General features: G+C 71.8%; 19 protein-coding genes. 15 read left to right on the forward strand and 4 right to left on the reverse strand.

The features are described 5' to 3' along the window. Nucleotides 1-45 precede the first annotated feature (45 nt). Nucleotides 46-1,806: an adenine deaminase C-terminal domain-containing protein gene (locus LIP_RS09015; RefSeq protein WP_068137094.1), complete on the forward strand. Its 1,761-nt coding sequence runs from the start codon at nt 46-48 to the stop codon at nt 1,804-1,806. Nucleotides 1,807-1,977: 171 nt separating this feature from the next. After that, a complete protein-coding gene (locus tag LIP_RS09020; protein ID WP_198409475.1) occupies nt 1,978-3,228 on the forward strand; it encodes a dicarboxylate/amino acid:cation symporter in 1,251 nt (416 codons plus the stop codon). On the opposite strand, the gene LIP_RS09025 is transcribed toward LIP_RS09020, so the two are convergent. Further along, nucleotides 3,137-4,486, reverse strand: coding sequence for a M28 family metallopeptidase (locus LIP_RS09025; RefSeq protein WP_144440406.1), 1,350 nt, complete (start codon nt 4,484-4,486; stop codon nt 3,137-3,139). The two genes, LIP_RS09020 and LIP_RS09025, sit on opposite strands and share 92 nt — an antisense overlap. A 211-nt stretch (nt 4,487-4,697) precedes the next feature. Here LIP_RS09025 and LIP_RS09030 point away from each other — a divergent pair, with 211 nt between their 5' ends. The 8 genes from LIP_RS09030 (at nt 4,698) to LIP_RS09065 (ending at nt 12,962) form a co-directional block, all read left to right on the forward strand. Beyond that, nucleotides 4,698-5,738, forward strand: a complete 1,041-nt coding sequence (locus LIP_RS09030) for a LacI family DNA-binding transcriptional regulator (protein WP_068137105.1) — start codon at nt 4,698-4,700, stop codon at nt 5,736-5,738. Continuing rightward, nucleotides 5,698-6,684: a ribokinase gene (gene rbsK / locus LIP_RS09035; protein ID WP_082726073.1), complete on the forward strand. Its 987-nt coding sequence runs from the start codon at nt 5,698-5,700 to the stop codon at nt 6,682-6,684. Before LIP_RS09030 ends, rbsK begins: the two co-directional genes overlap by 41 nt. Continuing rightward, complete coding sequence (locus tag LIP_RS09040) at nt 6,681-8,255, forward strand: sugar ABC transporter ATP-binding protein (RefSeq protein WP_068137108.1); 1,575 nt, start codon at nt 6,681-6,683, stop codon at nt 8,253-8,255. Before rbsK ends, LIP_RS09040 begins: the two co-directional genes overlap by 4 nt. After that, nucleotides 8,252-9,280 carry an ABC transporter permease gene (locus tag LIP_RS09045; protein ID WP_082726074.1) on the forward strand — a complete coding sequence of 343 codons (1,029 nt, stop codon included), beginning with the start codon at nt 8,252-8,254 and terminating at the stop codon, nt 9,278-9,280. The genes LIP_RS09040 and LIP_RS09045 overlap by 4 nt, the downstream gene beginning before the upstream one ends. Next, nucleotides 9,277-9,681 (forward strand): D-ribose pyranase, encoded by a 405-nt coding sequence (gene rbsD, locus LIP_RS09050; protein WP_068137111.1) that lies wholly within the window; start codon nt 9,277-9,279, stop codon nt 9,679-9,681. Before LIP_RS09045 ends, rbsD begins: the two co-directional genes overlap by 4 nt. A 193-nt stretch (nt 9,682-9,874) precedes the next feature. Further along, entirely contained in the window at nt 9,875-10,735 is an 861-nt protein-coding gene (gene rbsB, locus LIP_RS09055; RefSeq protein ID WP_407936406.1) for a ribose ABC transporter substrate-binding protein RbsB, read from the forward strand. A gap of 101 nt (nt 10,736-10,836) precedes the next feature. Then, nucleotides 10,837-11,766, forward strand: a complete 930-nt coding sequence (locus LIP_RS09060) for a DMT family transporter (protein ID WP_068137117.1) — start codon at nt 10,837-10,839, stop codon at nt 11,764-11,766. Then, nucleotides 11,763-12,962 carry a class I SAM-dependent rRNA methyltransferase gene (locus LIP_RS09065; protein ID WP_068137121.1) on the forward strand — a complete coding sequence of 400 codons (1,200 nt, stop codon included), beginning with the start codon at nt 11,763-11,765 and terminating at the stop codon, nt 12,960-12,962. The genes LIP_RS09060 and LIP_RS09065 overlap by 4 nt, the downstream gene beginning before the upstream one ends. A 27-nt stretch (nt 12,963-12,989) precedes the next feature. Here the strand turns inward: LIP_RS09065 and LIP_RS09070 are convergent, their stop codons facing one another. Further along, the gene (locus LIP_RS09070) at nt 12,990-13,955 is read right to left on the reverse strand and encodes a sugar phosphate isomerase/epimerase family protein (protein ID WP_068141821.1); all 966 of its coding nucleotides are present in this window, start codon (nt 13,953-13,955) and stop codon (nt 12,990-12,992) included. A gap of 135 nt (nt 13,956-14,090) precedes the next feature. On the opposite strand from LIP_RS09070, the gene LIP_RS09075 reads away from it, so the two are divergent. The 5 genes from LIP_RS09075 (at nt 14,091) to LIP_RS09095 (ending at nt 20,310) form a co-directional block, all read left to right on the forward strand. Then, nucleotides 14,091-15,413 (forward strand): ROK family transcriptional regulator, encoded by a 1,323-nt coding sequence (locus tag LIP_RS09075; protein WP_198409476.1) that lies wholly within the window; start codon nt 14,091-14,093, stop codon nt 15,411-15,413. Then, nucleotides 15,410-16,447 (forward strand): ABC transporter permease, encoded by a 1,038-nt coding sequence (locus LIP_RS09080; protein WP_068137124.1) that lies wholly within the window; start codon nt 15,410-15,412, stop codon nt 16,445-16,447. Before LIP_RS09075 ends, LIP_RS09080 begins: the two co-directional genes overlap by 4 nt. A 143-nt stretch (nt 16,448-16,590) precedes the next feature. Continuing rightward, the gene (locus LIP_RS09085) at nt 16,591-17,559 is read left to right on the forward strand and encodes a substrate-binding domain-containing protein (RefSeq protein WP_158509606.1); all 969 of its coding nucleotides are present in this window, start codon (nt 16,591-16,593) and stop codon (nt 17,557-17,559) included. Nucleotides 17,560-17,566: 7 nt separating this feature from the next. Beyond that, nucleotides 17,567-19,105 carry a sugar ABC transporter ATP-binding protein gene (locus LIP_RS09090; protein WP_068137129.1) on the forward strand — a complete coding sequence of 513 codons (1,539 nt, stop codon included), beginning with the start codon at nt 17,567-17,569 and terminating at the stop codon, nt 19,103-19,105. A gap of 2 nt (nt 19,106-19,107) precedes the next feature. Next, nucleotides 19,108-20,310: a Gfo/Idh/MocA family protein gene (locus tag LIP_RS09095; RefSeq protein WP_068137132.1), complete on the forward strand. Its 1,203-nt coding sequence runs from the start codon at nt 19,108-19,110 to the stop codon at nt 20,308-20,310. 86 nt (nt 20,311-20,396) lie between these two features. On the opposite strand, the gene LIP_RS17815 is transcribed toward LIP_RS09095, so the two are convergent. Both LIP_RS17815 and LIP_RS09105 read right to left on the reverse strand, forming a co-directional pair. After that, nucleotides 20,397-22,205: an ABC transporter substrate-binding protein gene (locus LIP_RS17815; RefSeq protein ID WP_082726077.1), complete on the reverse strand. Its 1,809-nt coding sequence runs from the start codon at nt 22,203-22,205 to the stop codon at nt 20,397-20,399. After that, complete coding sequence (locus tag LIP_RS09105) at nt 22,202-23,023, reverse strand: ABC transporter ATP-binding protein (RefSeq protein WP_158509607.1); 822 nt, start codon at nt 23,021-23,023, stop codon at nt 22,202-22,204. Before LIP_RS09105 ends, LIP_RS17815 begins: the two co-directional genes overlap by 4 nt. Between the last annotated feature and the right edge of the window lie 26 nt (nt 23,024-23,049).

Here is a 23,049-nt window from a genome sequence, read left to right on the forward strand (position 1 = left end):
ACGAGGCGACAAGGCACTGCTGGTGGAAAGGAGAGCAGAGCGACGATGCACCCGGCCGACACCCCAGAGTCCGAGGCCCGTCACCTGGCCCGGGTGATCGACGTGGCCACGGGCCGCACCCCGCCCACCCTCCTGATCACCGGGGGACGGGTGCTGAACGTGTACACCGGCCGCCTGGAGGAGAAGTCCGTGGCCCTGGCGGGCGAGCGCATCGCCTACGTGGGGGCGCTCGAGGGATCCGGGCTGTCCCTGCCTGCGGACGTCCCTGTGCTCGACGCCTCGGGACGGGTCTTGGTGCCGGGCTACATCGAGCCCCACGCCCACCCCTTCCTTCTGTACAACCCCGCCACCCTGGCGGCGGCGGTGCTCCCCCGCGGGACCACCACCCTGATCAGCGACAGCCTCACCTTCTTCAACGGGCTGCCGGACCCGGAGCTCCACCGCCTGCTCGAGGCGCTGGCCGGGTTGCCCGTCCGCTTCCTCTGGTGGGCCCGGCTGGACTCCGAGACCCTCCTGGATTCCGACCAGGAGGCTCTCTACGCGCCCCAGCGGGTGGAGCGCTTCCTGGCACGGGACGACGTGGTCCAGGCGGGTGAGCTCACCGCCTGGCCCCGCCTCCTGGCGGGCGAGCCCGCCATGGTCAGCGGGGTGGCCGCGGCCCGCGCCCTGGGCAAGCGGGTGGAGGGCCACCTCCCCGGCGCCTCCTACCGCACTCTCGCCCGCCTTGCGGCAGCAGGCGCCACCGCGGACCACGAGGCCATCGCCGCCGCCGAGGTGCTGGACCGGCTGGCCCTGGGCTACCACGCGACCCTCCGCCACAGCTCCATCCGGCCGGACCTTCCCGCGCTCCTGGACGGCCTGCGGGCGTCGGGGGCGTGGGAGACACTCCCCTGGCACCGGCTGACGCTCACCACCGACGGGCCCACCCCGCCCTACCTCCGCCAGGGCTTCACGGACCACCTGCTCCGCATCGCCATGGATCACGGCGTGGAGCCGGCTCGGGCGTACGCGATGGCGACCGTGAACGCCGCCGCCTACTACCGCCTGGACGAGCACCTGGGGGGGCTCGCGCCGGGCCGCCAGGCCGACGTCAATCTCCTGCGGGACCTGTCGGAGCCCACCCCCGAGGTGGTGGTGGCCCGGGGCCGGGTGGCGGCTCGCGACGGAACCCTGTTGGAGCCCTTCACCCAGCCCGGGTGGGACCGGTGCCCGCCCTACCGGTTCTCCGGCCCGGTGCCCCATGCGGACCACTTCCGCCCCGGCCCGGGCCTGCCCGCCCTGCGCCTGGAGAACGCGGTGATCACCCGGGTCGTCGCCGAACCCCCGGGCCGCCCCGCGGACGGCTGGCTCCTGGCCTGTCTGGTGGACCGGGCCGGACGCTGGATCACCCGCACCTGGCTCTCAGGCTTCGCCCGGAACCTGCAGGGTTTCGCCACCACCTTCACCGGCTCGGGGGACCTGTTGGTCCTGGGCGCCTCTCCGGAGGCCATGGCCGAGGCCGCCCGGCGCGTGCGTGAGATGGGCGGAGGCATCGCCTGGTCCCAGGAGGGCCTCCCCGTCTACGAGCTTCCCCTGCCGATCCTGGGAACGGTGAGCGACCTCCCCGTGGAGATCCTCATCGAGCGCGCCGAGGAGGTGGTCGCCCGGCTGCGCGTCGCCGGCCACACCTTCGAGGACCCCGTCTACACCCTCCTCTTCCTCAGCTCCACCCACCTGCCCGAGGCCCGCCTCACCGCCCGGGGCGTCGTGCACGTGCGCAGCGGGAGGGTGCTGGCGCCTTCGAGCCCCCTGCCGGCGGGCGCCTGAGGGCCGGCGGACCCAGGCACCTAGCCCGTCACTCTCCCTCCTCTCCCGGCGTGCCTCCTTCGGGCCATGGCCGCGGGAGCTGATTGGGGCATCTGTACTCAAGGAGAGACTCCGCCTCGACGGGAACGCGTGGGAAAACCTGCCACAACGGCAGCAGGGGAGGTTGCGACCGTGTCCTGGATCTCATCGTATTTCCGCTTCCCCCTGATCTGGAAGATCGCCATCGGCTTCGTGCTCGGGGCGATCGTGGGGCTCCTGGTGGGACCGTCCATCGCCGTGATCCGGCCCCTCGGGACCCTCTTCCTCCGGCTCCTGCAGATGCTGGTGGTTCCCCTCATCTTCTTCACCCTGGTGGTGGGGGCGGCCTCGGTGAGCCCCAGCCGGCTGGGACGGGTGGGCGGCAAGGTGATCGTCTACTACCTGGTCACCTCGGCCGTCGCCATCACCCTGGGCGTGCTCATCGCCCTGGCGGTGCAGCCGGGCGCCGGCCTGCTGATGCCGGCCGAAGCCCCCGAGGCCCGCACGCCCCCGGCCCTCAGCCAGGTGCTGCTGGAGATCGTGCCGACCAACCCGTTCCAAGCCCTCTCCCGGGGCGACGTTCTGGCCGTCATCTTCTTCGCGCTGATCGTGGGGCTCTCCATTTCGGCGATGGAGCACGCGGGCGACCGGCGGGTGAAGGAGCAGGCCGGGCTCCTCTTCCGCCTGTCCCAGGGCGCGACCGAGGTGATGTTCCGGATCGTGCGGGGGGTGCTGGAGTACGCGCCCTTCGGCGTCTTCGCCCTCATCGCGGTCACCCTGGGCACCGTGGGCGTGCGGGCGCTGGTCCCCCTGGGCAAGCTGACGGGCGTGGTGTACGGGGGCGTGGCCCTGCAGATCGTCTTCTACGTCGTACTCCTCAAGCTCTTCCGCCAGGGCATCCGCCGCTTCTTCAGCGCCGCCCAGGACCCGATGCTCACGGCCTTCGTCACCCGCTCCTCCAGCGGCACCTTACCCGTCACCATGCGGGCGGCGGAGCGTCTGGGGATCAGCGAGTCGATATACGGGTTCTCGCTGCCCCTGGGCGCCACGGTGAACATGGACGGCACTGCCCTCTACATCGGCGCCTCGGTCATCTTCGTGGCCAACGTGGCAGGGGTGAGCCTGACGCCCGCGCAGCTGGTGGGCGTCATCGTCACCGGCACCCTAGCCTCCATCGGAACCGCGGGGGTGCCCGGAGCAGGGCTGATCATGCTCTCGCTGGCCATCACCCAGGCGGGGCTTCCCATGGGCCCCGTGGCGCTGGTGGCCGGCATCGACGCCATCCTGGACATGGTGCGCACCATGTGCAACGTCACCGGCGACCTGGTGGGGACCCAGCTCGTGGCCGCGACCGAGCCCGGCCTGGAGGCGGAAGAGGCCCAGGCGACGAGCGTGGCCCGGTGACGGCCCGGGCCAGCAGCCGCCCCACGAAGCGGGCCACTGCCTCCTCCACCTCGTCCAGGTGGTCAGGGCCGAGGCCCGACAGGGTGTCGCTGGTCCAGTGGTAGTTGGGGATCTGCCCCGCCTCGTCCCGCCCGATGAAGGTGAGGGTGGGAAAGCCCCGCCGGAGCGGGATGAGCCCGTCGGTGGGAAGGTAGTGGAGCGGGCTCCAGGCGGTGAGGACCGTCCGGCCCCGCTCCGCCTCCATCTCCCGGGCGACCTCCGCCGCCTGCTCCACCAGGGTCCGGTCCGACGGGAAGGGGACGAGCATCCCCTCGGCCATCTGGTAGCGGAGGATCCCGCCTCCCAGGTTGTCCAGGTTGACGAACGGGCTCCCGGGCGGCAGGCTGCGCCCGCGACCGTCCATCCAGGCAGCCATGCCCCGCAGCCCCACCTCCTCGCACCCGGTGAAGAGGAAGCGGACCTCGACCTCGGCCGGCACCGGGATGGCCGCATCCCGCTCCTCCTCGGCGCCGGAGGCGCCGGCTTTCCCGGCCTTCGCACCCTCTGGACGACCGGCGCCCGCCATCCGCTCCGCCAGGGCCAGGGCCACCGCCGTTCCGGATCCGTTGTCGTTGGCGCCGTTGATGTCCCGGGCCGTCGCCTTGCAGATGAGAAGGAAGCCCATGGTGATCGCCAGCAGCGCCAGCAGGACCCCGAGCACCACCCGGACCCAGCCTGCGCCCGGCAGCAGCAGCCTCAGGAGCATGGCCAAGGGCGTGCCCAGGAGGGCGGCGTATCCCAGGGTGAGGAAGGGCCTCACGAAGGGAGCGAAGCCCGGCGCAAAGAGGAGGGAGGCCCGCTGCGTGTCGTAGTGGGCCGTGATCACCAGCGTCCGCCGGGCCTCTCCCAGGGCGGGGCGGATCGCCTCCACGCTCTGGGAGGGGCGGAGCGGGAGCACCCGATCCAGGTTGGGGCCGCTCCCCAGGAGCTCACCCATGAGCGGGACCAGGGCGACCAGGCTTCCGGCGAACGCCGCCCATCCCCACGCCGCCGGCACCCGCTCCGCCGCAAGCGCCAGCACGAAGACGGCCAGGCCCACCACCGGCGGCCCAGTGTAAAGGGTCTCCCTGGGCGCCCGGAAGGGGTGCCGGAGCACCTCGTAGCCCCATCCTCTCAATCGCTCCTCGATCCAGACGCTGGCGGCGCGCTCGTTCCCGCTGGTGGAGGTGCGGTGGTCGAAACGGGTGGTCAGCTCGCGCAGATGGTCCCAGGCCGGCATGCGGCCCACCCCCCGAGAGAGGAACGGCACCCGGCCTGCAGGCCCGGCCGGGCGTCCGACTTCGTGGAAGGGTTTCGGCGCGGGGGGCCCGTTCCCTGGGAGTCGCGCCCGCCGGCAGGAATCTTCCGCCGGGTGGTGAAGAGAATGGCAGGTCCGGAAAGCGGTTTCTCGACCGGGGGGATCCGCGCTGGCAGCGGTCACCATCTACGACGTGGCAAGCAAGGCGGGCGTCTCTCCCGCCACCGTCTCCCGGGTGCTGAACGGGAACAACCACGTCCACCCGGAGCTGCGCCGGAAGGTGCTGGACGCGGCCCGGGACCTCCACTACACGCCCGACTACTCGGCCCGCAGCCTCAGCCGGCGCCGCACCGCCACCCTCGGCCTGCTCCTTCCCGACGTCGCCAACCCCTTCTTCGCCGAAATCGCCCGGGGCGTGGAGGACGCCTCGGCCGAGGCCGGCTACACCCTGCTCATCGGCAGCACCGACGGCGACCCCCTGCGCGAGGAGCACTACGTGGCGAGCTTCCAGGCGGGACGGGTGGACGGCGTCCTCTTCGCCGGGGCGCACCTGGGGGCGCCCCTCCTCGAGGGATGGCTCGAACGGGGTGTGGCCGTCGGCCTGGTGGACCGCCTGGTGGACGTGCGCGAGGACGTTCCGGTGGACGCCGTCCTCACCGACAACGTCCGGGGCGGCGCCCTGGCCGTGCGGCACCTGGTGAGCCTCGGCCACGACCGGCTGGCCGTGGTCACCGGTCCTCTGCACGTCCGCACGGCCGCGGATCGCCTGGAGGGCGCCCGGCGGGCCGCTGCAGAGCGGGGTGTGACCCTTCCCGCAGACCGCGTCGTCGAGGCCGACTTCAAGGAGCCCGGCGGTTACGAGGCAGCCCGCGTCCTCTTCTCGCGACCGGACCCGCCCACGGCCGTCTTCGCCCAGAACGACATGATGGCGCTCGGCATCCTCCGCTACCTGGAGGAGGCGGGGCTGCGGGTGCCCGACGACGTGGCCGTGTGCGGGTTCGACGACATCGCCTTTGCCGCCCTGAGCCGGCCCGCCCTCACCACCGTGGCCCAGCCCAAGTACGAGATGGGTCGCCTGGCCGCCGAGCTCCTGGTGCAGCGCCTGGCCAGCCGGAAGAGCCTGCCCCGCCGGCTGGTCCTCCAGCCCCGCCTCGTTCTCCGCCGGACCACTGTGGTACGAAAGGAGGAGGTCGATGACCCGCGCAACCAGGCGTCCTCCCAGCGGCCCTCGTGAAACCGGTTTCGAGGTCCTGGTGATCGGCAGCCTCAACATGGACCTGACGGTGGGCGTCGAGCATCTCCCTGCCCCGGGCGCCACGGTGCTGGGGCATGGCTTCCGCACCACCCCCGGCGGCAAGGGGGCCAACCAGGCCGTGGCAGCCGCCCTGGCCGGCGCCCCCACGCGGATCTTGGGCTGCCTGGGCCAGGACGCGTACGGCCAGGCGCTCCGGCGCGCCCTCTCAGACCGCGACGTCCGGACTGAGGCGCTCCTGGAGGATCCGAGCACCCCCACCGGGGTTGCCCTGATCACCGTGGAGGCCTCGGGCCAGAACACCATCGTGGTCGCCCCGGGCGCGAACGCCCGGCTCGCCCCGCGGGACGTCGAAGCGGCCCGCCCTTGGTTCGACCAGGCAGGGATCGTCGTCCTCCAGCAGGAGATCCCCGTCGAGACCGTTGAGAAAGCGGTTGCCCAGGCAGCGGCCCTGCGGCTCCCCGTGCTGCTCAACCCCGCCCCGGCGAGGCCCTTCCCCCTCCCCCGCTCCCTCCTGGAGCAGGTTGCCTACCTGGTCCCCAACGAGACCGAGGCGGCAGCCATGGCTGGGCTGCCGTCCCTGGAGGGCGAGGAGGCTGTCCGCGAGGCGGGGCGGCGGCTGGAGGGCCAGGGTGCCCCGACGGTGGTGATCACCCTGGGTGCTCGGGGCGCCTTCGCCCGGACGGGCGGCCAGGAGCTCTGGGTGCCCGCCTTCTCCGTGCAGGCCGTGGACGCCACCGCCGCCGGCGACGCCTTCGTGGGCGGCCTGGCGGCGGAGCTCGTGCGGGGGACGGAGCTCGCCATGGCCCTGCGCTTTGCCTCGGCGTGCGGCGCCCTGGCCGCAACGCGCCCCGGCGCGCAGGAAAGCCTTCCCGACCGCCAGCAGGTGCTCCGGTTCCTCTCCGAGCAGGGGGTGGCCGGCCCATGAGGACCCTTCCCGGCGCTGCCCGAGACGAAACCCAACGGCCCATCCTGTCGGTGCGCGGCATGGGCAAGGTCTTTCCAGGCGTGGTGGCCCTGGACGGCGTGGACCTGGACCTGTACCCAGGAGAGGTCCACGCGCTGGTGGGCGAGAACGGGGCGGGCAAGTCCACCCTCATGAAGGTGCTCAGCGGCATCTACAGGCCCGATGCCGGCCAGGTCCTCTGGGACGGTGCGCCCGTCGTCGCCCACTCCCCCGGTGAAGCGCGGCGGCTGGGGCTCAGCATCGTCCACCAGGAGTTCAACCTGGTAGGCCCCCTCTCCGTGGCCGAGAACCTCTTCCTCACCGATCTGCCCAGCTCCGGCGGGCTGCTGCGGGTGGGCGAGATGCGCAAGCGGGCCCGGGACCTCCTGGCCCGCCTGGATCTCGCCCTGGACGTGACGCGGCCGGTGGAGAGCCTCAGCGTGGCCGAGATGCAGCTGGTGGAGATCGCCCGCGCCCTGGCGAGCGACTGCCGGGTGCTGATCCTGGACGAGCCCACCGCCGCCCTCACCCGGGCCGAGGTGGAGCGGCTCTTCGACGTGCTGCGCGGCCTGCGCTCCCGGGGGGTGGCCTTGGTCTACATCTCCCACAAGCTGGAGGAGGTCTTCGCCCTCGCCGACCGGGTCACCGTCCTGCGCGACGGCCGCCAGGTGGGGAGCGGCCCTGCCGCCTCCTGGACCCGGGAAGAGGTCATCGCCCGCATGGTGGGGCGCGAGCTCTCGGGCTACTTCCCGGCCCGCCAGCGCCAGCCGGGTCCGCCCCTCCTGGAGGTCCGGGACCTCTCGGTTCCCGGCAAGCTTTTCGACGTGAGCCTGACCCTCCGGCAGGGCGAGATCCTGGGCGTCTTCGGGCTCATGGGGGCTGGGCAGGAGCTCTTGGCCCGAGCCCTCTTCGGAGCCGTTCCGGGCACCCAGGGCCAGATTCTCCTCGACGGCCGGCCCGTCCGCCTGGCGAGCCCCGCGGCGGCCATCTCCCATCACCTGGCCCTGGTCACCGAGGACCGGAAGCAGGAAGGCCTGGTCCTCATCGACGACGTGGTGGGCAACACCACGCTGGCCGCCCTCCGGCGCTTTTCCCCCGGCGGCTTCCTGCAGCGCCGGCGGCAGCGGGAGGTGACGGGTCGCTTCGTGGAGCGCCTGCGGATCCGCACGCCCTCCCTTTCCCAGGAGGTGGGCCACCTCTCCGGCGGCAACCAGCAGAAGGTGGTCCTGGCCAAGTGGCTGGCCACGGAGCCCCGGGTCCTCATCCTGGTCGAGCCCACCCGGGGCATCGACGTGGGCGCGAAGGCAGAGATCTACCAGATCATGAACGAGCTGGCCGCCCAGGGGCGGGCCCTCCTCTTCGTCTCGCCCGAGCTGCCCGAGATCCTGGGGCTCTCCGACCGGATCCTGGTCATGGCCGAAGGCCGGATCCGGGCCGAGCTCGACCCGGCACGCACCTCCCAGGAGGAGATCATGGCCCTGGCCACGGGCGTCGGGGTGGCCGCACACGGGGGTCCAGGTTCGGGGGCCCCTGCTGGAGGTGGACGCCCATGACCGAGAACCGCTGGCTCGGTTGGATGCAGCGCTACGGAATGCTGGCCATCCTGGTGCTCCTCTGCCTGGCACTGGGCTTGATGAACGAGCGCTTCTTCACGCCTTCGAACCTGCTGGTGGTCACCCGGCAGGCCACCATCAACGGACTCCTGGCCGCCGGCATGACCCTGGTGATCCTCACCGGCGGCATCGACCTCTCGGTGGGCTCGGTGCTGGCGCTGGCCGGGGCCATCTCGGCGGGCACCCTCGCCTCCACCGGAGACGTGACCCTGGCCGTGCTGGCCGCTCTGGGCGTGGGGGCACTGGTGGGCCTGGCCAACGGCCTCCTCAGCGCCTACCCCAACCTGCCGCCCTTCATCGTCACCCTGGCGAGCATGGCCTGGGCCCGGGGGCTCACCCTGGTCTACACCGACGGCCGGCCGATCCTGGTCCGGGAGGCCGCCTACCGCTTCATCGGCGGCGGGTACCTGGGCCCGATGCCCATGCCCGTCGTCATCCTCCTGGTGACCTACGCCCTGCTCCTGGTCTTCCTCACCCGCACCCGCTGGGGCCGGCTGGTCTACGCCATCGGCGGCAACGAGCAGGCCTGCCGCCTGGCGGGCATCCCCGTCAACCGGGTGAAGACCTTCGTCTACACCGTTTCGGGGTTGTTCGCAGGCCTCACGGGTCTGGTGCTGACGGCCCGGCTGGTCTCGGCGCAGCCGACGGCGGGCGTGGCCTACGAGCTGAACGCCATTGCCGCCGTCATCCTGGGCGGCACCAGCCTCCAGGGCGGCCGGGGGACCATCCTGGGAACCCTGGTGGGCGCCCTGATCATGGGCGTGCTGGACAACGGCCTCAACCTGATGAACGTCTCGCCCTTCTACCAGGAGGTGGCCAAGGGGCTGGTGATCCTCACCGCCGTCCTGCTCGACTGGGCCCTCCACCGGGCGGGCAGCCTGGGGCTCCGCTCGCGGGCGGGCGAAGCTGCCGCCATCGCCCCGCCGAACGAGGAAGCGCTTTCGAGGAGGGGACCCACCCCATGAGACGCCGGGGCATCCTGCACCCTCAGCTCGCCCGGATCCTGAGCGAGATGGGCCACACCGATGGGCTGGTGGTCGCGGACGCCGGCCTCCCCATCCCCCGGGGCGTGGAGCGGGTGGACCTGGGCTTCCTGCCCGGCCAGCCCCCCTTCCTGGCCGTCGTGGAGGCGGTGCTGGCCGAGCTGAGCGTGGAGGGTGCGATCTTGGCCGAAGAGATCCAATCTGCCAATCCGGAGGTCCTCCGCGAGGTGCTGGCGCGCCTTGAGGCGCCGGTGACCTACGTGCCCCACGAGGCCTTCAAGGAACGGGTGGCCTCGGCCCGGGCGGTGGTGCGCACGGGCGAGTGCACGCCGTACGCCAACGTGATCCTTTTCTCGGGCACCCGGGGCGTCTTCCCCGGCTGAGGCCGGAGGTTCCACGCCTCGGGGCCACCCCGGGCCGGAGAGACGACCGGCCCGAGGGATTGGAGGTGATGGAAGCCAGAGGGCATCGCACGGACTGGCATGGGGAGGCTGTCGACTCGAGGCATCGCTCGACCGTATCCGACCACACCATGAGGAGGTCCTGCACGTGAGAAGAGGCTGGATCGTCACCGCCCTGCTGGTGGGCACGCTCCTGGCCTTCGCCGGGACCGCGACCGCCCAGACCGTCGGCATCGCCGTTTCCACCCTGAACAACCCCTTCTTCGTCGACCTGCGCGACGGAGCCCAGGCGGCGGCCCGGGAGGCGGGCGTGCGCCTGCTGGTCTCCGACGCCCAGAACGACCCCAACCGGCAGCTCTCGGACATAGAGAACTTCATCGTCCAAGGCGTGGACGCGATCATCGTCAACCCCACGGACTCGGCCGCCGTGGTGCCGGCCATCCTCCAGGCCAATGAGGCCGGGATCCCTGTCATCACCGTGGACCGGGGCGCGGACGACGGGCGGGTGGTCTCCCACATCGCCTCGGACAACGTGGCGGGCGGCCGCATGGCCGGCGAGCTCATCGTCGAGCGCCTGGGCGGCAAGGGTAACGCGGTGGAGCTGGTGGGCATCCCTGGCACCTCCGCCGCCCGCGACCGGGGTCAGGGCTTCAACGAGGTGATCGGCAAGAACCCCGGCATCCGGGTGGTGGCCCGCCAGGAGGCCGGCTTCGACCGGGCCAAGGGCCTCTCGGTGATGGAGAACATCCTGCAGGCCCAGCCCCGCATCGACGCGGTCTTCGCCCACAACGACGAGATGGCGCTGGGGGCCCTGACGGCCATCGAGGCCGCAGGCCGCCAGAAGGAGATGATCGTGGTCGGCTTCGACGCCACCGCCGACGCGGTGCAGGCCGTGAAGGAAGGCCGCCTGGCCGCCACGGTGGCCCAGCAGCCCGTGCTGATGGGCGAGCTAGCGGTCAAGACCGCGATCGCCCACCTGAAGGGTGAGGCGGTGGACGCGTTCGTTCCCGTGCCGCTGAAGCTCGTGACCCGCTGACGTCGTCGAAGACGGCCGGCCCCACGACGATCCGGTGGTCGTCGTGGGGCCGGCCCGCGTCGCCTGCCCGGCAGGGATCGGCCCGGCCTGGGCGAATGGGAATGGCCATGACCTTCCTTCACCTGGCAGGTTTGATCCTTCTTGCCGCTCTCTGGGGTGCCTCCTTCCTCTTCATCCGGGTGGCCGCGCCACCCTTCGGGCCCGTCGCCCTCATGGCCGCGCGCCTGCTGGTGGCGGCCCTCGCCCTGGGGATTCCGCTGGCCCTGGCGGGCCGGAGGGAGGATCTGCGCGCCGTCGCCCGGACGCCGGGAAGCTTCCTGGCCCTGGGAGCCCTGAACGTGGCCCTGCCCTTCACGCTCATCGCCTTCGCGGAACTGCGGCTGACGGCGTCCATGGCCGCCATCCTGAACGCGACCACGCCGCTCTTCGGGGCGGCCGCGGCCGCCTGGCGCTTGCACGAGCCAATGAGCGCACGGAAGGCGTTCGGCCTCGGGCTGGGCTTTCTGGGGGTGGTGGTGCTGGTGGGCTGGAACCCGCTGCCCCTGACGCCCTGGGTGGTCCTCTCGGTTGCGGCCTCCCTGGGAGCGGCAGTGGCCTACGCGTTCGGCGCCGCCTACGCGAGCTCCCGGACCTTCGAGGGATCGGGCGTCTTCACCCTGGCCACGGGGCAGCTCCTGGGAGGGGCCGTGGTCCTGCTCCCCCTTGCCGGCTTCAGCTTGCCGCCGGCCCCACCCCCCGGCCCGGCAGTGGCCTCGCTGCTGGCCCTGGCCGTTCTCTGCACCTCCCTCGCCTACCTGATCTACTTCCCGCTGCTGAAGCGGGTGGGGCCCACCCGGACCCTCACCGTCACCTTCCTGGTGCCGGTCTTCGGGACGCTGTGGGGTGCCCTCTTCCTGGACGAGGCGGTGGGGGCTGCGACGGTCCTGGGCCTGACGCTCATCCTTCTGAGCATCCTGTTCGTGACGGAGCCCCGGCGCGCCGCCAGCGCCCCGCAGCCCGCCCCATCCGTTTCCGAAGGAGGTCGGCGGTGATCCGCGTCGTTCTGAAGCAATGCCGCCGCCGCCGGGTGGAGGCCGGCCACCCCTGGGTCTTCGACAACGAGGTGGCCCGTGTCGAGGGCGAGCCGGGATCCGGAGCCGTGGTGGAGGTGGTGGACCACCGGGGCCGCTTCCTGGCCCGGGGCGCGTTCAGCGCGCGCTCGCGCATCCGGGTCCGGCTCCTGACCTGGGACCCCTCCGAGGCGGTGGACGCCGGCCTCATCCGGCGGCGGATCGCCCAGGCGTGGGCCCTCCGCGAGCGCATCCTGGACGCGGAAGCCCTGCGGGCCTGCCGGGTGGTCTACAGCGAGGCGGACTTCCTTCCCGGCCTGGTCGTGGACCGCTTCGGCGACGTCGTGGTGGTGCAGGTGCTCTCGCAGGCCATGGAGCCCTGGACAGAGGCAGTCCTGGAGGCGGTACAGGAACTCTTCGGGCCTGCGGCCGTCCACGAGCGGAGCGACGCGCCCGTGCGGGAGCTGGAGGGGCTGAAGCCCAGGGTGGGGCTGCTTCGGGGCCGCCTGCCCGACGCGGTCTGGATCCGCGAGCACGGCCTTGAGCTGAAGGTGGACGTGGTCTCGGGCCAAAAGACCGGCTTCTTCCTGGACCAGCGGCAGAACCGCCTGGCCATCCGGCCCTTCGCCCGGGAAGCCCGGGTCCTCGACTGCTTCGCCCACACGGGCGGCTTTGCCCTCAACGCCCTCGCCGGCGGCGCCCGGCACGTGACGGTGGTGGAAGTCTCGCCCGAAGCCCTCGCCCTCGCCCGGGAGAACTCCGAACGCAACGGCTTCGCCCACCGGATGGAGCTGCGGGAGGCCAACGCCTTCGACGTCCTGCGCGACCTGGATCGGGCCGGAGAGCGGTACGACTTGGTGGTCCTGGACCCACCGGCCTTCGCCAGGACCCGGCACGCGCTGCCCAACGCCCTGCGGGGCTACAAAGAGATCAACCTGCGGGCCATGCGGCTGCTGGAGCCCGGGGGCTTCCTGGCCACGGCCTCCTGCTCGGGTGCGGTGGAGCCCGACGTCTTCCTGGCCATGCTGCAGGAGGCCGCCGTGGACGCGCACGTGATCCTCCGGCAGGTAGCCCTCCAGGGCCAGGCCGCCGACCACCCCGTCCTCCCCGGCGCCCCCGAGACCCGCTACCTCACCTTCGGGATCTTCCAGGCCTTCCCCCGGGGGGGCCGGCGGTAGGAGCGACGAAGCCCGGCCTCGCGCCGCCTACGCCCACCACATGGCCCCGGGCGCTTCCCGGATGACGGCCTCCTTCAGGGTGGCCACCGCCTTCTCGAAACCTTCCTGGCCCGACATGAGGCTGTCCTCGTGCTCGATGCTCAGCACCCAGTCGTAGCCCACCAGGCGGAGGGCGCTCACCAGGTCGCGCCAAACCGAGAGGTCGTGGCCGTAGCCCACGCTCCGGAAGATCCACGAGCGCTGGGCCTCCCGGCCATAGGGCGTAGTGTCCAGGCCGCCGTTGACGGGGAAGTTGATCGGATCCAGCGCCGTGTCCTTGGCATGCACGTGGAAGATGGCCTCGCCCAGCGCCCGTATCGCGTGCACGGGCTCGACGCCCTGCCACCAGAGGTGGCTGGGGTCGAAGTTGACTCCGAGCTCGGGTCCCACCGCCTCCCGCAGCCGCAGGGCCGTCTCGGGGTTGTAGACGAGGAAGCCCGGATGCATCTCAAGACCGATCATGCGCACGCCCTGCTGCCGGCAGAAGGCCATCTCCTCACGCCAGTAGGGGATCGCCTCCTCCTCCCACTGGTAGCGGAGCACCTCCTGGTAATCCGGCGGCCAGGCGCACGTCACCCAGTTGGGCCAGCGGGCGCCGGGGTGGTCACCAGGGCAGCCCGAGAAGGTGTTGACCCGCTCCACGCCCAGGCGGGAGGCCAGGGTCACCGCCTGGCGGAACTCCCGGCGATAGCGCTCCCGCTCGGCCGCCTGGGGGTGCAGCGGGTTGCCGTGGACGCTCAGGGCGCTGATCGCCAGCCCCCGCGAGTCCACCGCCGCCCGGAAGGCCCGGAGCGCGCCCTCGTCCTGGAGCAGGCGATCCGGGTCGCAGTGCGCCTTGCCCGGGTACCCGCCGCAGCCGATTTCCACCGCGTCCAGCCCCTGCGCTTTGACGTACTCCAGGGTCTCCTCCAACGGCCGGTTGCCGAAGAGGACGGTCAGGACCCCGAGTTTCACCTTCCCCACCCCTCCCTGCGCGAGCATGGCGCTCTCTTTTGATCCGCGTTTCGCTCAACGTATCCCAGGTTCCTGCAACATGGAACTCCTGGCAGCCATTATCTGCCTGGATTCGTTCAGATCTGGAGGAATTGGGTGCAGAACCTCGAACTGATGGGTGAGAACCTCCTGCGGACGGTCCGGCCATGGGGAATCAGGCGGGCCGTCCTCGGGGGCACGAACGGAGCGGATGGGCTCGTGGCCGCCCACGACCGGGCTGCAACCGGCCTCCAACACGCCATCATCCAGACCCTCCGGCGCGAAGGTCCCCAGAGCCGGGCGGACCTGGCGCGGCGGCTGGGCGTCAACCGGAACAACCTGGCCGATCCCCTGGCGGCCCTGACGGCCGCGGGCTTCGTTCACGAGCCCAACCTGGCGGCCTCCACAGGGGGACGGAAGGCCCGTCTCGTGGAGTTGAACGCCCGGGCCGGCTTCATCGCCGCCGTCGACCTGGGGGCCACCAGCCTCGACGCCGCTGTGACCGACCTTCAGCTTCACATCCTGGCCGAGCGCAGCGAGCCCGTGGACGTGGCCCAGGGCCCCACCCTGATGCTGGAGCGGGCCACCCAGATGGTCCGGGCGCTCCTGGCCGATCTGGGCCTCACCCCCGACCGCCTGCTGGGCGTGGGTATGGGCGTGCCGGGTCCGGTCGACTACCGGCTGGGCCGGACCGTCTCGCCCCCCATCATGCCCGGGTGGAACCAGTTCCCCATCAAGGACCACCTGGCGGAAGCCTTCGGCTGCCCTGCCTACGTGGACAACGACGTGAACATCATGGCCCTCGGCGAGCAGTTCGCCGGCCTGGGCCGCGGCGCCGAGAGCTTCATCTTCGTCAAGCTGGGAACGGGCATCGGCGCCGGCATCGTGCTGGGAGGCCGCATCTACCGAGGGTCCGACGGTTGTGCGGGCGACATCGGCCACATGGCCGTGGACGGCTCCGACGTCCTCTGCCGCTGCGGGAACGTGGGCTGCCTGGAGGCCCTGGCCGGCGGGCCGGGCATCGCCCGGCGGGCGCGGCTGGCGGCCGAGGCAGGGCGGGCGCCTCGGGTGGCCTCGTTCCTGCAGGAGCACGACGAGCTCACGTCGGTGGATGTGGGGCACCTGGCCGCACAGGGCGATCCCGGAGCCGTGGAGGTCATCCGGGAGACGGGGCGCCTGGTGGGCCGGGTCATGGCCTCTTTGGTGAACGTGCTCAACCCCTCGCTGGTCGTCATCGGCGGCGGCGTCGCCCAGATCGGCGACGTGCTCCTGGCCTCCATCCGGGAGGCGGTCTACCGGCGGTCGCTGCCGCTGGCCACCCGCCACCTGCGGATCGAGCGCTCCGCCGTCGAGCCCCGGGCGGGCGTGCTGGGAGCGGCCGTGATGGCCCTGGACGAGGTCCTGTCGGCCGAGGGTCTGGAAAGGAGCCTGCGAGCGTGAAGCGCGAAGCCGGAGATCCCCCCGTGAGCTGCCAAGAGGCGGGACTGGCGGGCAGCCCCCGGGAGCAGGGCCGGGCGGAGCGGCCCCTGGGTTCCACCCTGGCCGGCTGGGCCCGCTCCATCTGGCGGGAGTACAGCGTGGCGCTGGTCTTCCTTCTCTTCGCGGGGGTCGCCTCGTTCCTCTCCCCCTACTTCTTCACCCGCTCCAACCTGGCCAACGTGCTTCGCCAGGTCTCCGACATCGGCATCGTCGCCGCGGGCGAGATGCTGGTGATCGTCACGGGCGGCATCGACCTCTCGGTGGGGTCCGTGGTGGCCATGGCCAGCGTGCTCTCCATGATGGTGCAGGGCAGCGGGGTCGCCGCCATGTTCGGGGCGGGCCTGGCCGCGGGCGTGGCCGCCGGATGGATCAACGGGCTCCTGGTCACCCGGGGCCGGGTGGCGCCCTTCGTGGCCACCCTGGCCATGATGGCCATGGCCAAGGGGGTGGCGCTGATCGCCACCAGCGGTCAGCCCGTCTACGGGCCCTACGCGGAAACCTTCTTCTACTGGCTGGGGAACGGGCACCTGCTGGGGCTCTCGACCCCCATCGTCCTGCTGCTCCTGACCTACGGGCTGGGCCATTTCGTGCTGCGGTACACCGCCTTCGGGCGCAACCTGCTGGCCGTGGGCGGCAACGAGGAGGCGGCCCGGCTCGCAGGCGTCCGGGTGGACCGGGTGAAGCTCGCCGCCTACACCCTCAGCGGCCTCACCGCCGCGGTGGGCTCGCTGCTCATCACCTCCCGCATGAACACGGGCTCCCCCATCGCCGGCAGCTTCTACGAGCTGGACGCCATCGCCGCGGTGGTGGTGGGCGGCGCCTCGCTGAGCGGGGGGCGGGGTTCCTTCGTGGGGACCTTCTTCGGCCTGCTGATCCTGGGCACCATCGCCAACGTCCTGAACCTGCTCAACGTCTCGCCCTACTTCCAGTACCTGGCCCGCGGCCTCATCATCGTGGCGGCGGTCCTGCTCCAGAGGCGTCAGGGCACGACGTGAGGCCCTGCGCGCCAGGCTTGGAGGGAAGCGAAGCCGTAAGGGCAAGAGCACGCACCCTGCACCCCTTGGGGGGGATGGAGGCCCGTCAGGCCTGGCAGGCCGGCACGGAGGTTCAGAACAGGCATCACGGGGAGGACATCATCGTGAAGGTACGGATGCGGGTCCTGGCAGCCCTGGTCCTGGCGCTCCTGATCGCCCTTAGCGCAGGCGTCGCCTCGGCCGCTTCGGATCGGGTCGTCATCGGCTTCTCGTCGCCGGGCGCGGACCACGGGTGGCTCGCGGCCATCCAGCACTACGCCCGGGAGGCGGCCGGCCGCCACGCCGACGTCCAGCTGGTGCTCACCGACGGACTCAACAGCGTTCAGAAGCAGATCTCCGACGTGGAGACGCTCATAGCCCGCAAGGTGGACGTCATCGTGCTGCTTCCCATGGACGGGGCGGCGCTCACGCCCGTGGCCCGCAAGGTGAGGCAGGCCGGGATCCCGCTGGTGAACCTGGACCGGAAGCTCTCCGAGCCCGTTTACGACGTCTACATCGGCGGCGACAACTACGGCATCGGCCGGGCGGCCGGCGAGTACATCGCCCAGCGCCTGAACGGCAAGGGCACCGTGGTGGAGATCCAGGGGCTTCCCGGCATCTCGGTGACCGAGGACCGCTCCCGGGGCTTCTACGACGTGATCAAGCAGTACCCGGGCATCAAGGTGGTCGCTTCACAGAACGCCGACTTCCTCCCGGACCGCGGCCTGCGGGTGATGGAGAACATCCTGCAGGCGCAGCCCAAGATCGACGCTGTCTACACCCACGACGACGACATGGCCATGGGCGTGGTCCAGGCCATCCGCAACGCCGGCCGCCAGGACGAGATGTTCCTCACGGGGGTGGGTCCGCTCAAGCGGGCCATGGAGATGGTAAAGAACGGCGTGGCGCCCTACGCCGCCACCTTCAACTACAGCCCCGTCATGGCCGCGAGCGGCGTGGAGCTGGCCTACCGGATCGCCAAGGGCCGGGGGCTCGAGGAGCTCTGGGAGCCCACCATGCCCAAGGAGATCATCCTGGACGCGACCCTGGTCGGTCCCGAGAACGTGGACCAGTGGATGAACCTGGGCTTCTGAGGAGTCGATGACGGTGAAGGCACCGGACGAGCTCCTGGTCTGCCGGAAGGTCACCAAGCGCTTCCCCGGCGTGGTGGCCCTGGACGGCGTCGACTTCGACGTGCGCCGCGGGGAGATCCACGTGCTGCTGGGCGAGAACGGCGCCGGCAAGTCCACGCTGGTGAAGCTGCTCTCGGGCGTCCACCGGCCGGACGCGGGGACCCTTTCCCTGGAGGGCCGGCAGGTGGCGTTCGCCAGCCCCTTCGAGGCCCAGCAGGCCGGGATCTCCACCGTCCACCAGGAGCTCGCCCTGGTGCCCCACCTGACTGCGACGGAGAACATCTTCCTGGGGGCGCTGCCCCGTTCGAGGCGCCTCTCCCCCGTCATCGACTGGCGCGCCGCCCGGCTCCAGGCCCAGGCGCTCCTGGACCGGCTCGGCGCCCACGTGCCGCCTGACGCGCCCGTGGGCGAGCTCTCGGTGGCGCAGCGCCAACTGGTGGAGATCGCCCGGGCCCTCCGCTTCCGCTCCCGGCTCCTGATCCTGGACGAGCCCACCTCCAGCCTGAGCGACGAGGAGGCCCAGACCCTCTTCCGGGTGATGCGCCAGCTCGCCGACACCGGCGTGGCCGTGGTCTTCATCTCCCACCGCCTGGCGGACGTGTACGCGGTGGGCGAGCGGGTCACGGTGCTGCGCGACGGGCGCAAGGTGGGCACCTACGCGCTTCGGGAGATCGACGAGGCGGAGCTCATCAAGGCCATGGTCGGCCGGGAGGTGGCCACCCAGTACCCCCGCCACCGGGCGCACCCAGGGCCCGAGGTGCTCCGGGTGGAAGATCTCCGGCTCCCCGGCGCCCGCCATGCCATCGGCTTCAGCCTCCGTGAGGGCGAGATCCTGGGGCTCGCCGGGCTGGTGGGCAGCGGGCGAACCGAGCTGGTGCGGGCTCTCTTCGGTGCGGATCCCATGGCCGAGGGGCGTGTCTGGGTGGACGGCCGGCCCGTCAGGATCCGCCGGCCCGGCGACGCGATTCGGGCCGGCCTCGGCTTCGTACCCGAGGACCGGAAGGCCCAGGGGTTGATCCTGGGCCACCCGGTGCGCCACAACATCACCCTGGCCGTCCTGCACCACCTGGTGAACCGACTGGGCGTCGTGCGCGGCGGCGAGGAGCGCCGCGTGGCAGGCCGGCTCATCGAGCGGATGAACGTGCGGCTCCACGACGACCTGCAGCCCGTGGCAAGCCTCTCGGGGGGCAACCAGCAGAAGGTGGTCCTGGCTCGCTGGCTCGCGGGCCGGAGCCGGGTGATCGTCATGGACGAGCCCACCCGGGGCGTGGACGTGGGGGCCCGCTGGGAGATCTACCGGCTCATCGTCGAGCTGGTGGAGCAGGGTCTGGGTGTGATCATCATCAGCTCTGAGCTGCCGGAGGTCCTTGGCCTGGCCGACCGGATCCTGGTCCTGCGGGAAGGTGAGCTCGCCGGGGAGCTGCCCGCCGCCCAGGCCACCCAGGAAGCGGTGATGCGCCTGGCGGTCCCCGCCGGGAACCGGAGCGACGTGGTGGGAGGGCGATGAGGATGGAGCGTGGTGAGGTGGCCGGGGACCGGCCGGTGCGGGTGGGCGTTTGCGGGTTGGGCTTCATCGGCCCGGCCCACGTGGAGGCGCTCGGCCGGGTGGCTGGCGTGGAGGTGGCGGCCGTCTCCTCCCACCGGGTCGGCCGGCTGCGCGAGGTGGCCCGCCGCTACCGGATCCCCCGGGTGCACACCTCCCACGAGGCGCTGATCAACGACCCCGAGATCGACGCCGTCCACATCTGCACGGGCAACCGGGAGCACTTCGCCCTGGCGCGCCGGGCCATGGAGGCGGGCAAGCACGTGGTCTGCGAGAAGCCCCTGGCTGCCACCCTGGAGGAGGGCAGGACCCTGGCGGGCCTCGCGGCCAGGGCACCCGGCCGGGTCCATGCGGTGAACTACCAGTACCGCCACTACCCCATGGTGGCGGAGGCCCGCACGCGGGTACGCGCCGGCGAGCTGGGCCCCCTCTACCTCATCCACGGCCGCTACGTCCAGGACTGGCTCCTGTGGCCGGCGGACTACAACTGGCGGGTCGACCCGGCCCGCTCGGGCCCATCGCGGGCCTTCGCCGACATCGGCTCCCACTGGTGCGATCTGGTGGAGCACGTGACAGGCGAACACATCGTGCGGCTCTCGGCCAGGCTCCGGACGGTGATTCCCCACCGAGTCCCCCGTGAGGCGGGCGCGTTCGAGGGCACCGTCGCGCCGCCCGCCGGGGCGGGCCGAATGGATGACGCAGGGCGCTCCGTGGCCGTCTCCACCGAGGACCTGGCGCTCGTGCACTTCGAGACCGACCGGGGTACGGCCGGCTCCCTGGTGGTCTCCCAGGTGAGCGCAGGGCACAAGAACGACCTGCGCTTCGAGCTGAACGGCGCCCGGGCCTCCCTGGCCTGGGCCCAGGAGACCCCCGAGCGCCTCTGGCTGGGCAGGCGCGACGCACCCAACGCCGCGCTCACCAAGGAGGCGGCCCAGCTGGGCGCTGAGGCCGCCGCCCTGACCCACTACCCGGCCGGCCATCCCGAGGGCTACCCCGACGCCCTGAAGAACCTCTTCGCCGCCGTGTACGACCGGGTGCGGGATCCCTCCCGATCACCCTCCTACCCCACCTTCGCCGACGGTCTCCGGTCCCTGGAGCTCGTGGCCGCCGTGCTGGCCAGCGCCGGGGAGGGCGGGCGCTGGGTGGAGGTCGCGGGCAACGTCCCCTGAGGTCCGAGCCTCTCGTTGCTCCCGTCCGTCATGAGGGGCCGCGGACGCCATCCCGACATCGTCCGCAGCCCTCTTCGCGCCCGTCGTCAGCCTTCCGGGTCGAGCAGCCGGTTGGTGACCGCCTCATCCACGTTCACCAGGCCCGGCAGGAGCCCCATCTCCACCATCCAGGCGGCGAAGGCCCGCCACTCCTCCAGGTCGTGGAGGCCGGGCCGTCCCGTGGCCGGGTCGAGGAGCACCGGGGCCAGGAGCTCAATCCCCCTGCGGGCCAGCTCCCGGTCCAGGTCGGGGTTCTGGTCCAGGAGATGGCGCGCACCCTGGGCGGGATCGGCGACCACCGTCTCGTATCCCCGGGAGAGGGCCCGCAGGAAGCGGCGCAGCACGTCACCGCGCCGGGCGAGGGTCTGCTCGCTGGTGGCCAGGATCAGCGCCGGGTTGTTGGGCACGCCCCACTCCTCCACGTGGATCACCCGGGGGTCGAAGCCGAGCAGCTCCACCTCCACTCCCTCCACGTTCCAGAAACCGCCCACGATGGCATCCACCCGGCGGCTCAGCAAGGCCGGGATCAGGTCGTAGCCCACGTTGATGGCACGCACCTGGCCGGGATCCACTCCATCGTGGACCAGGATCGATCTCAGGATGGCATCGGTGTCGACCGTTCCAGGCACTCCGACGGTCCGGCCCGCCAGGTCCGCCGGGCGCCGGATGCCCGCCTCGACCAGGCTGATCACCGAGTTGAGCGGCCGTTGCACCAGCTCCATCACCGAGACCACAGGGATCCCCTGACTGCGGGCCTGCAGGAGTTCGGGGGCGTAGGTGATGGCCAGGTCGCTCCGGCCCGCGGCCACCTGGGTGAGGGCGGCCGAAGGGTCTGCGGGGACCCGCAGGGCCACCTGCAGGCCTTCGTCCTCGAAGGCTCCCATGGCCCGTGCGGCGTAGATGCCCACGTGGTCCGCGTTGGGCTGCCAGTCCAGGATCACGTCCACCTTCTCCGGCGCGCCGCTGGGCGAGGCCGCCTCGGCGTGTGGCAGGTCCAGAGGCCCAGGGAACCCGACCGTCAGGAGCCCTGCCACCCCTACCGCCAGAAGCGCATGGCGGCCCGACGGACGGCTGCCGTGCCGCGACGCCTCCTCATGGCTCCGGAGCCATGGGAGGCTCAGATACTCCACCAGGCGGGTAAGGGCGAATAAGGCGAACCCGGCCGCCGAGAGGAGCGCGATGGCCCCGAAGAGCCGGCTGGTCTGGAACTGGGAGATCGCACGGATCATCAGGTATCCCATCCCTTCGTCGGTTCCCACCCACTCACCAAAGATGGCCCCCACCACGCTCCAGGCTGCGGCCAGTCGGAGGCCTGAGAAGAAATAGGGCAGGGCGTTCGGAAGCTCGACTTCCCGGAAGGTGACCCAGTGGCCCAGGCGGAGGGTGCGCATCAGGCGCAGGTAATCCGGATCGGTCCCGCGGAGCCCGTCCACCGTGTTCACCACCACCGGGAAGAAGCAGAGAATGGCCACCACCAGGACCTTGGGAAGCAGGGTGTAGCCGAACCAGACGGTGAGCACCGGCGCCAGCGCCACAACTGGCACCGTCTGAGACGCCACCAGCCAGGGCTCCAGCACCCGGGCCAGCAGGGGCGAGACGTGGATGCCGATCGCGAGGGTCAGGCCCACCACCACCGCCAGGACCAGCCCCAGGAGAGCCTCGACCAGCGTGACCTGGAGGTGGGGCAGCATCAGCGCAGCCGACGCGGCCAGCTCTCGCCCGATTTCCGATGGGGTGGGCAGGAGCCACGGGGGTACCTGCCAGAGCCGCACCCCTCCCTCCCAGGCCAGGAGGCCCGCCGCCAGGCCCAGTCCGGGTGCAGCCCACCGGGAGGCATGGATCCGCCAGCGGATCACGAAGGCACCCCCTGCCCGTCACGCAGCCCCAGCGCCCGCAAGATCCGGTTCCGAAGGGTGACCCCCTCCTGGCTGGCCAGGTATCCCTCGCGCTCGGATTGGGGCGCCTCGATGCCTACCTCGTCCGCCACCCGGGCCGGACGCGGAGTGAGCACGTACACGCGATCCGACAGGAGGAGGGCCTCGTCCACGTCGTGCGTCACCAGGAGGATGGCCGCATCGAACCGCTGCCAGGCATGGAGGAGCCACCGGTGCAGGGAACGGCGAGTGATCCAGTCCAGCGCGCCCAGGGGCTCGTCGAGCGCCACTACCCGGCGGCCCGCCAGGAAGGTGCGGAGGAGAGCCACGCGCTGCCGCTCCCCGCCCGACAGGGTCGACGGGTAGGAACGTTCGAAGCCGGCCAGGCCGAAGAGGGGGAAGTAGCCGGCGGCTTCCCGGGCGGCTTGACGCCCGTCCAGCCCCGCGGAGCGGAGCCCCAGCGCCGCGTTGTCGACGGCCCTCTTCCAGGGCAGCAGCAGATCCTTCTGCGGCATGAGAGCCACCCGGCCCAGGCGTTCGCAGGACCCGTCCACCTCGATGCTGCCAGCCGACGGCTCCTCCAGACCTGCCACCACGTGGAGGAGGGTACTCTTGCCGCACCCGCTGGGCCCTACCAGGCCCACGAACTCGCCCTGCCGGACCTGGAGGTCCAGCCCGTCCAGCACCGTAAGCCCGCCGGATCCGACCCGGAAGCGCTTCACGACACCCCGGAGCGAAACGGCCGGCACGTCCGTCGAGGCCCTGACTCGACCGGGTGTCGAGGGAGCAGGCAACGCCAAGGGCCGCACCTCCCGCATGGTCGCTC

Origin of the sequence: Limnochorda pilosa (genome assembly GCF_001544015.1) — a bacterium.
In the GTDB taxonomy this organism is placed as follows: Bacteria; Bacillota; Limnochordia; order Limnochordales; family Limnochordaceae; genus Limnochorda; species Limnochorda pilosa.

Excerpts from the sequence above, each read along its gene's own strand:
- LIP_RS09015 (WP_068137094.1), top strand. The coding sequence starts at position 46 with ATGCACCCGGCCGACACCCCAGAGTCCGAGGCCCGTCACCTGGCCCGG.
- LIP_RS09025 (WP_144440406.1), bottom strand. The coding sequence starts at position 4,486 with ATGCCGGCCTGGGACCATCTGCGCGAGCTGACCACCCGTTTCGACCAC.
- rbsK (WP_082726073.1), top strand. The coding sequence starts at position 5,698 with ATGACCCGCGCAACCAGGCGTCCTCCCAGCGGCCCTCGTGAAACCGGT.
- LIP_RS09040 (WP_068137108.1), top strand. The coding sequence starts at position 6,681 with ATGAGGACCCTTCCCGGCGCTGCCCGAGACGAAACCCAACGGCCCATC.
- LIP_RS09045 (WP_082726074.1), top strand. The coding sequence starts at position 8,252 with ATGACCGAGAACCGCTGGCTCGGTTGGATGCAGCGCTACGGAATGCTG.
- rbsD (WP_068137111.1), top strand. The coding sequence starts at position 9,277 with ATGAGACGCCGGGGCATCCTGCACCCTCAGCTCGCCCGGATCCTGAGC.
- LIP_RS09060 (WP_068137117.1), top strand. The coding sequence starts at position 10,837 with ATGGCCATGACCTTCCTTCACCTGGCAGGTTTGATCCTTCTTGCCGCT.
- LIP_RS09090 (WP_068137129.1), top strand. The coding sequence starts at position 17,567 with ATGACGGTGAAGGCACCGGACGAGCTCCTGGTCTGCCGGAAGGTCACC.
- LIP_RS09095 (WP_068137132.1), top strand. The coding sequence starts at position 19,108 with ATGGAGCGTGGTGAGGTGGCCGGGGACCGGCCGGTGCGGGTGGGCGTT.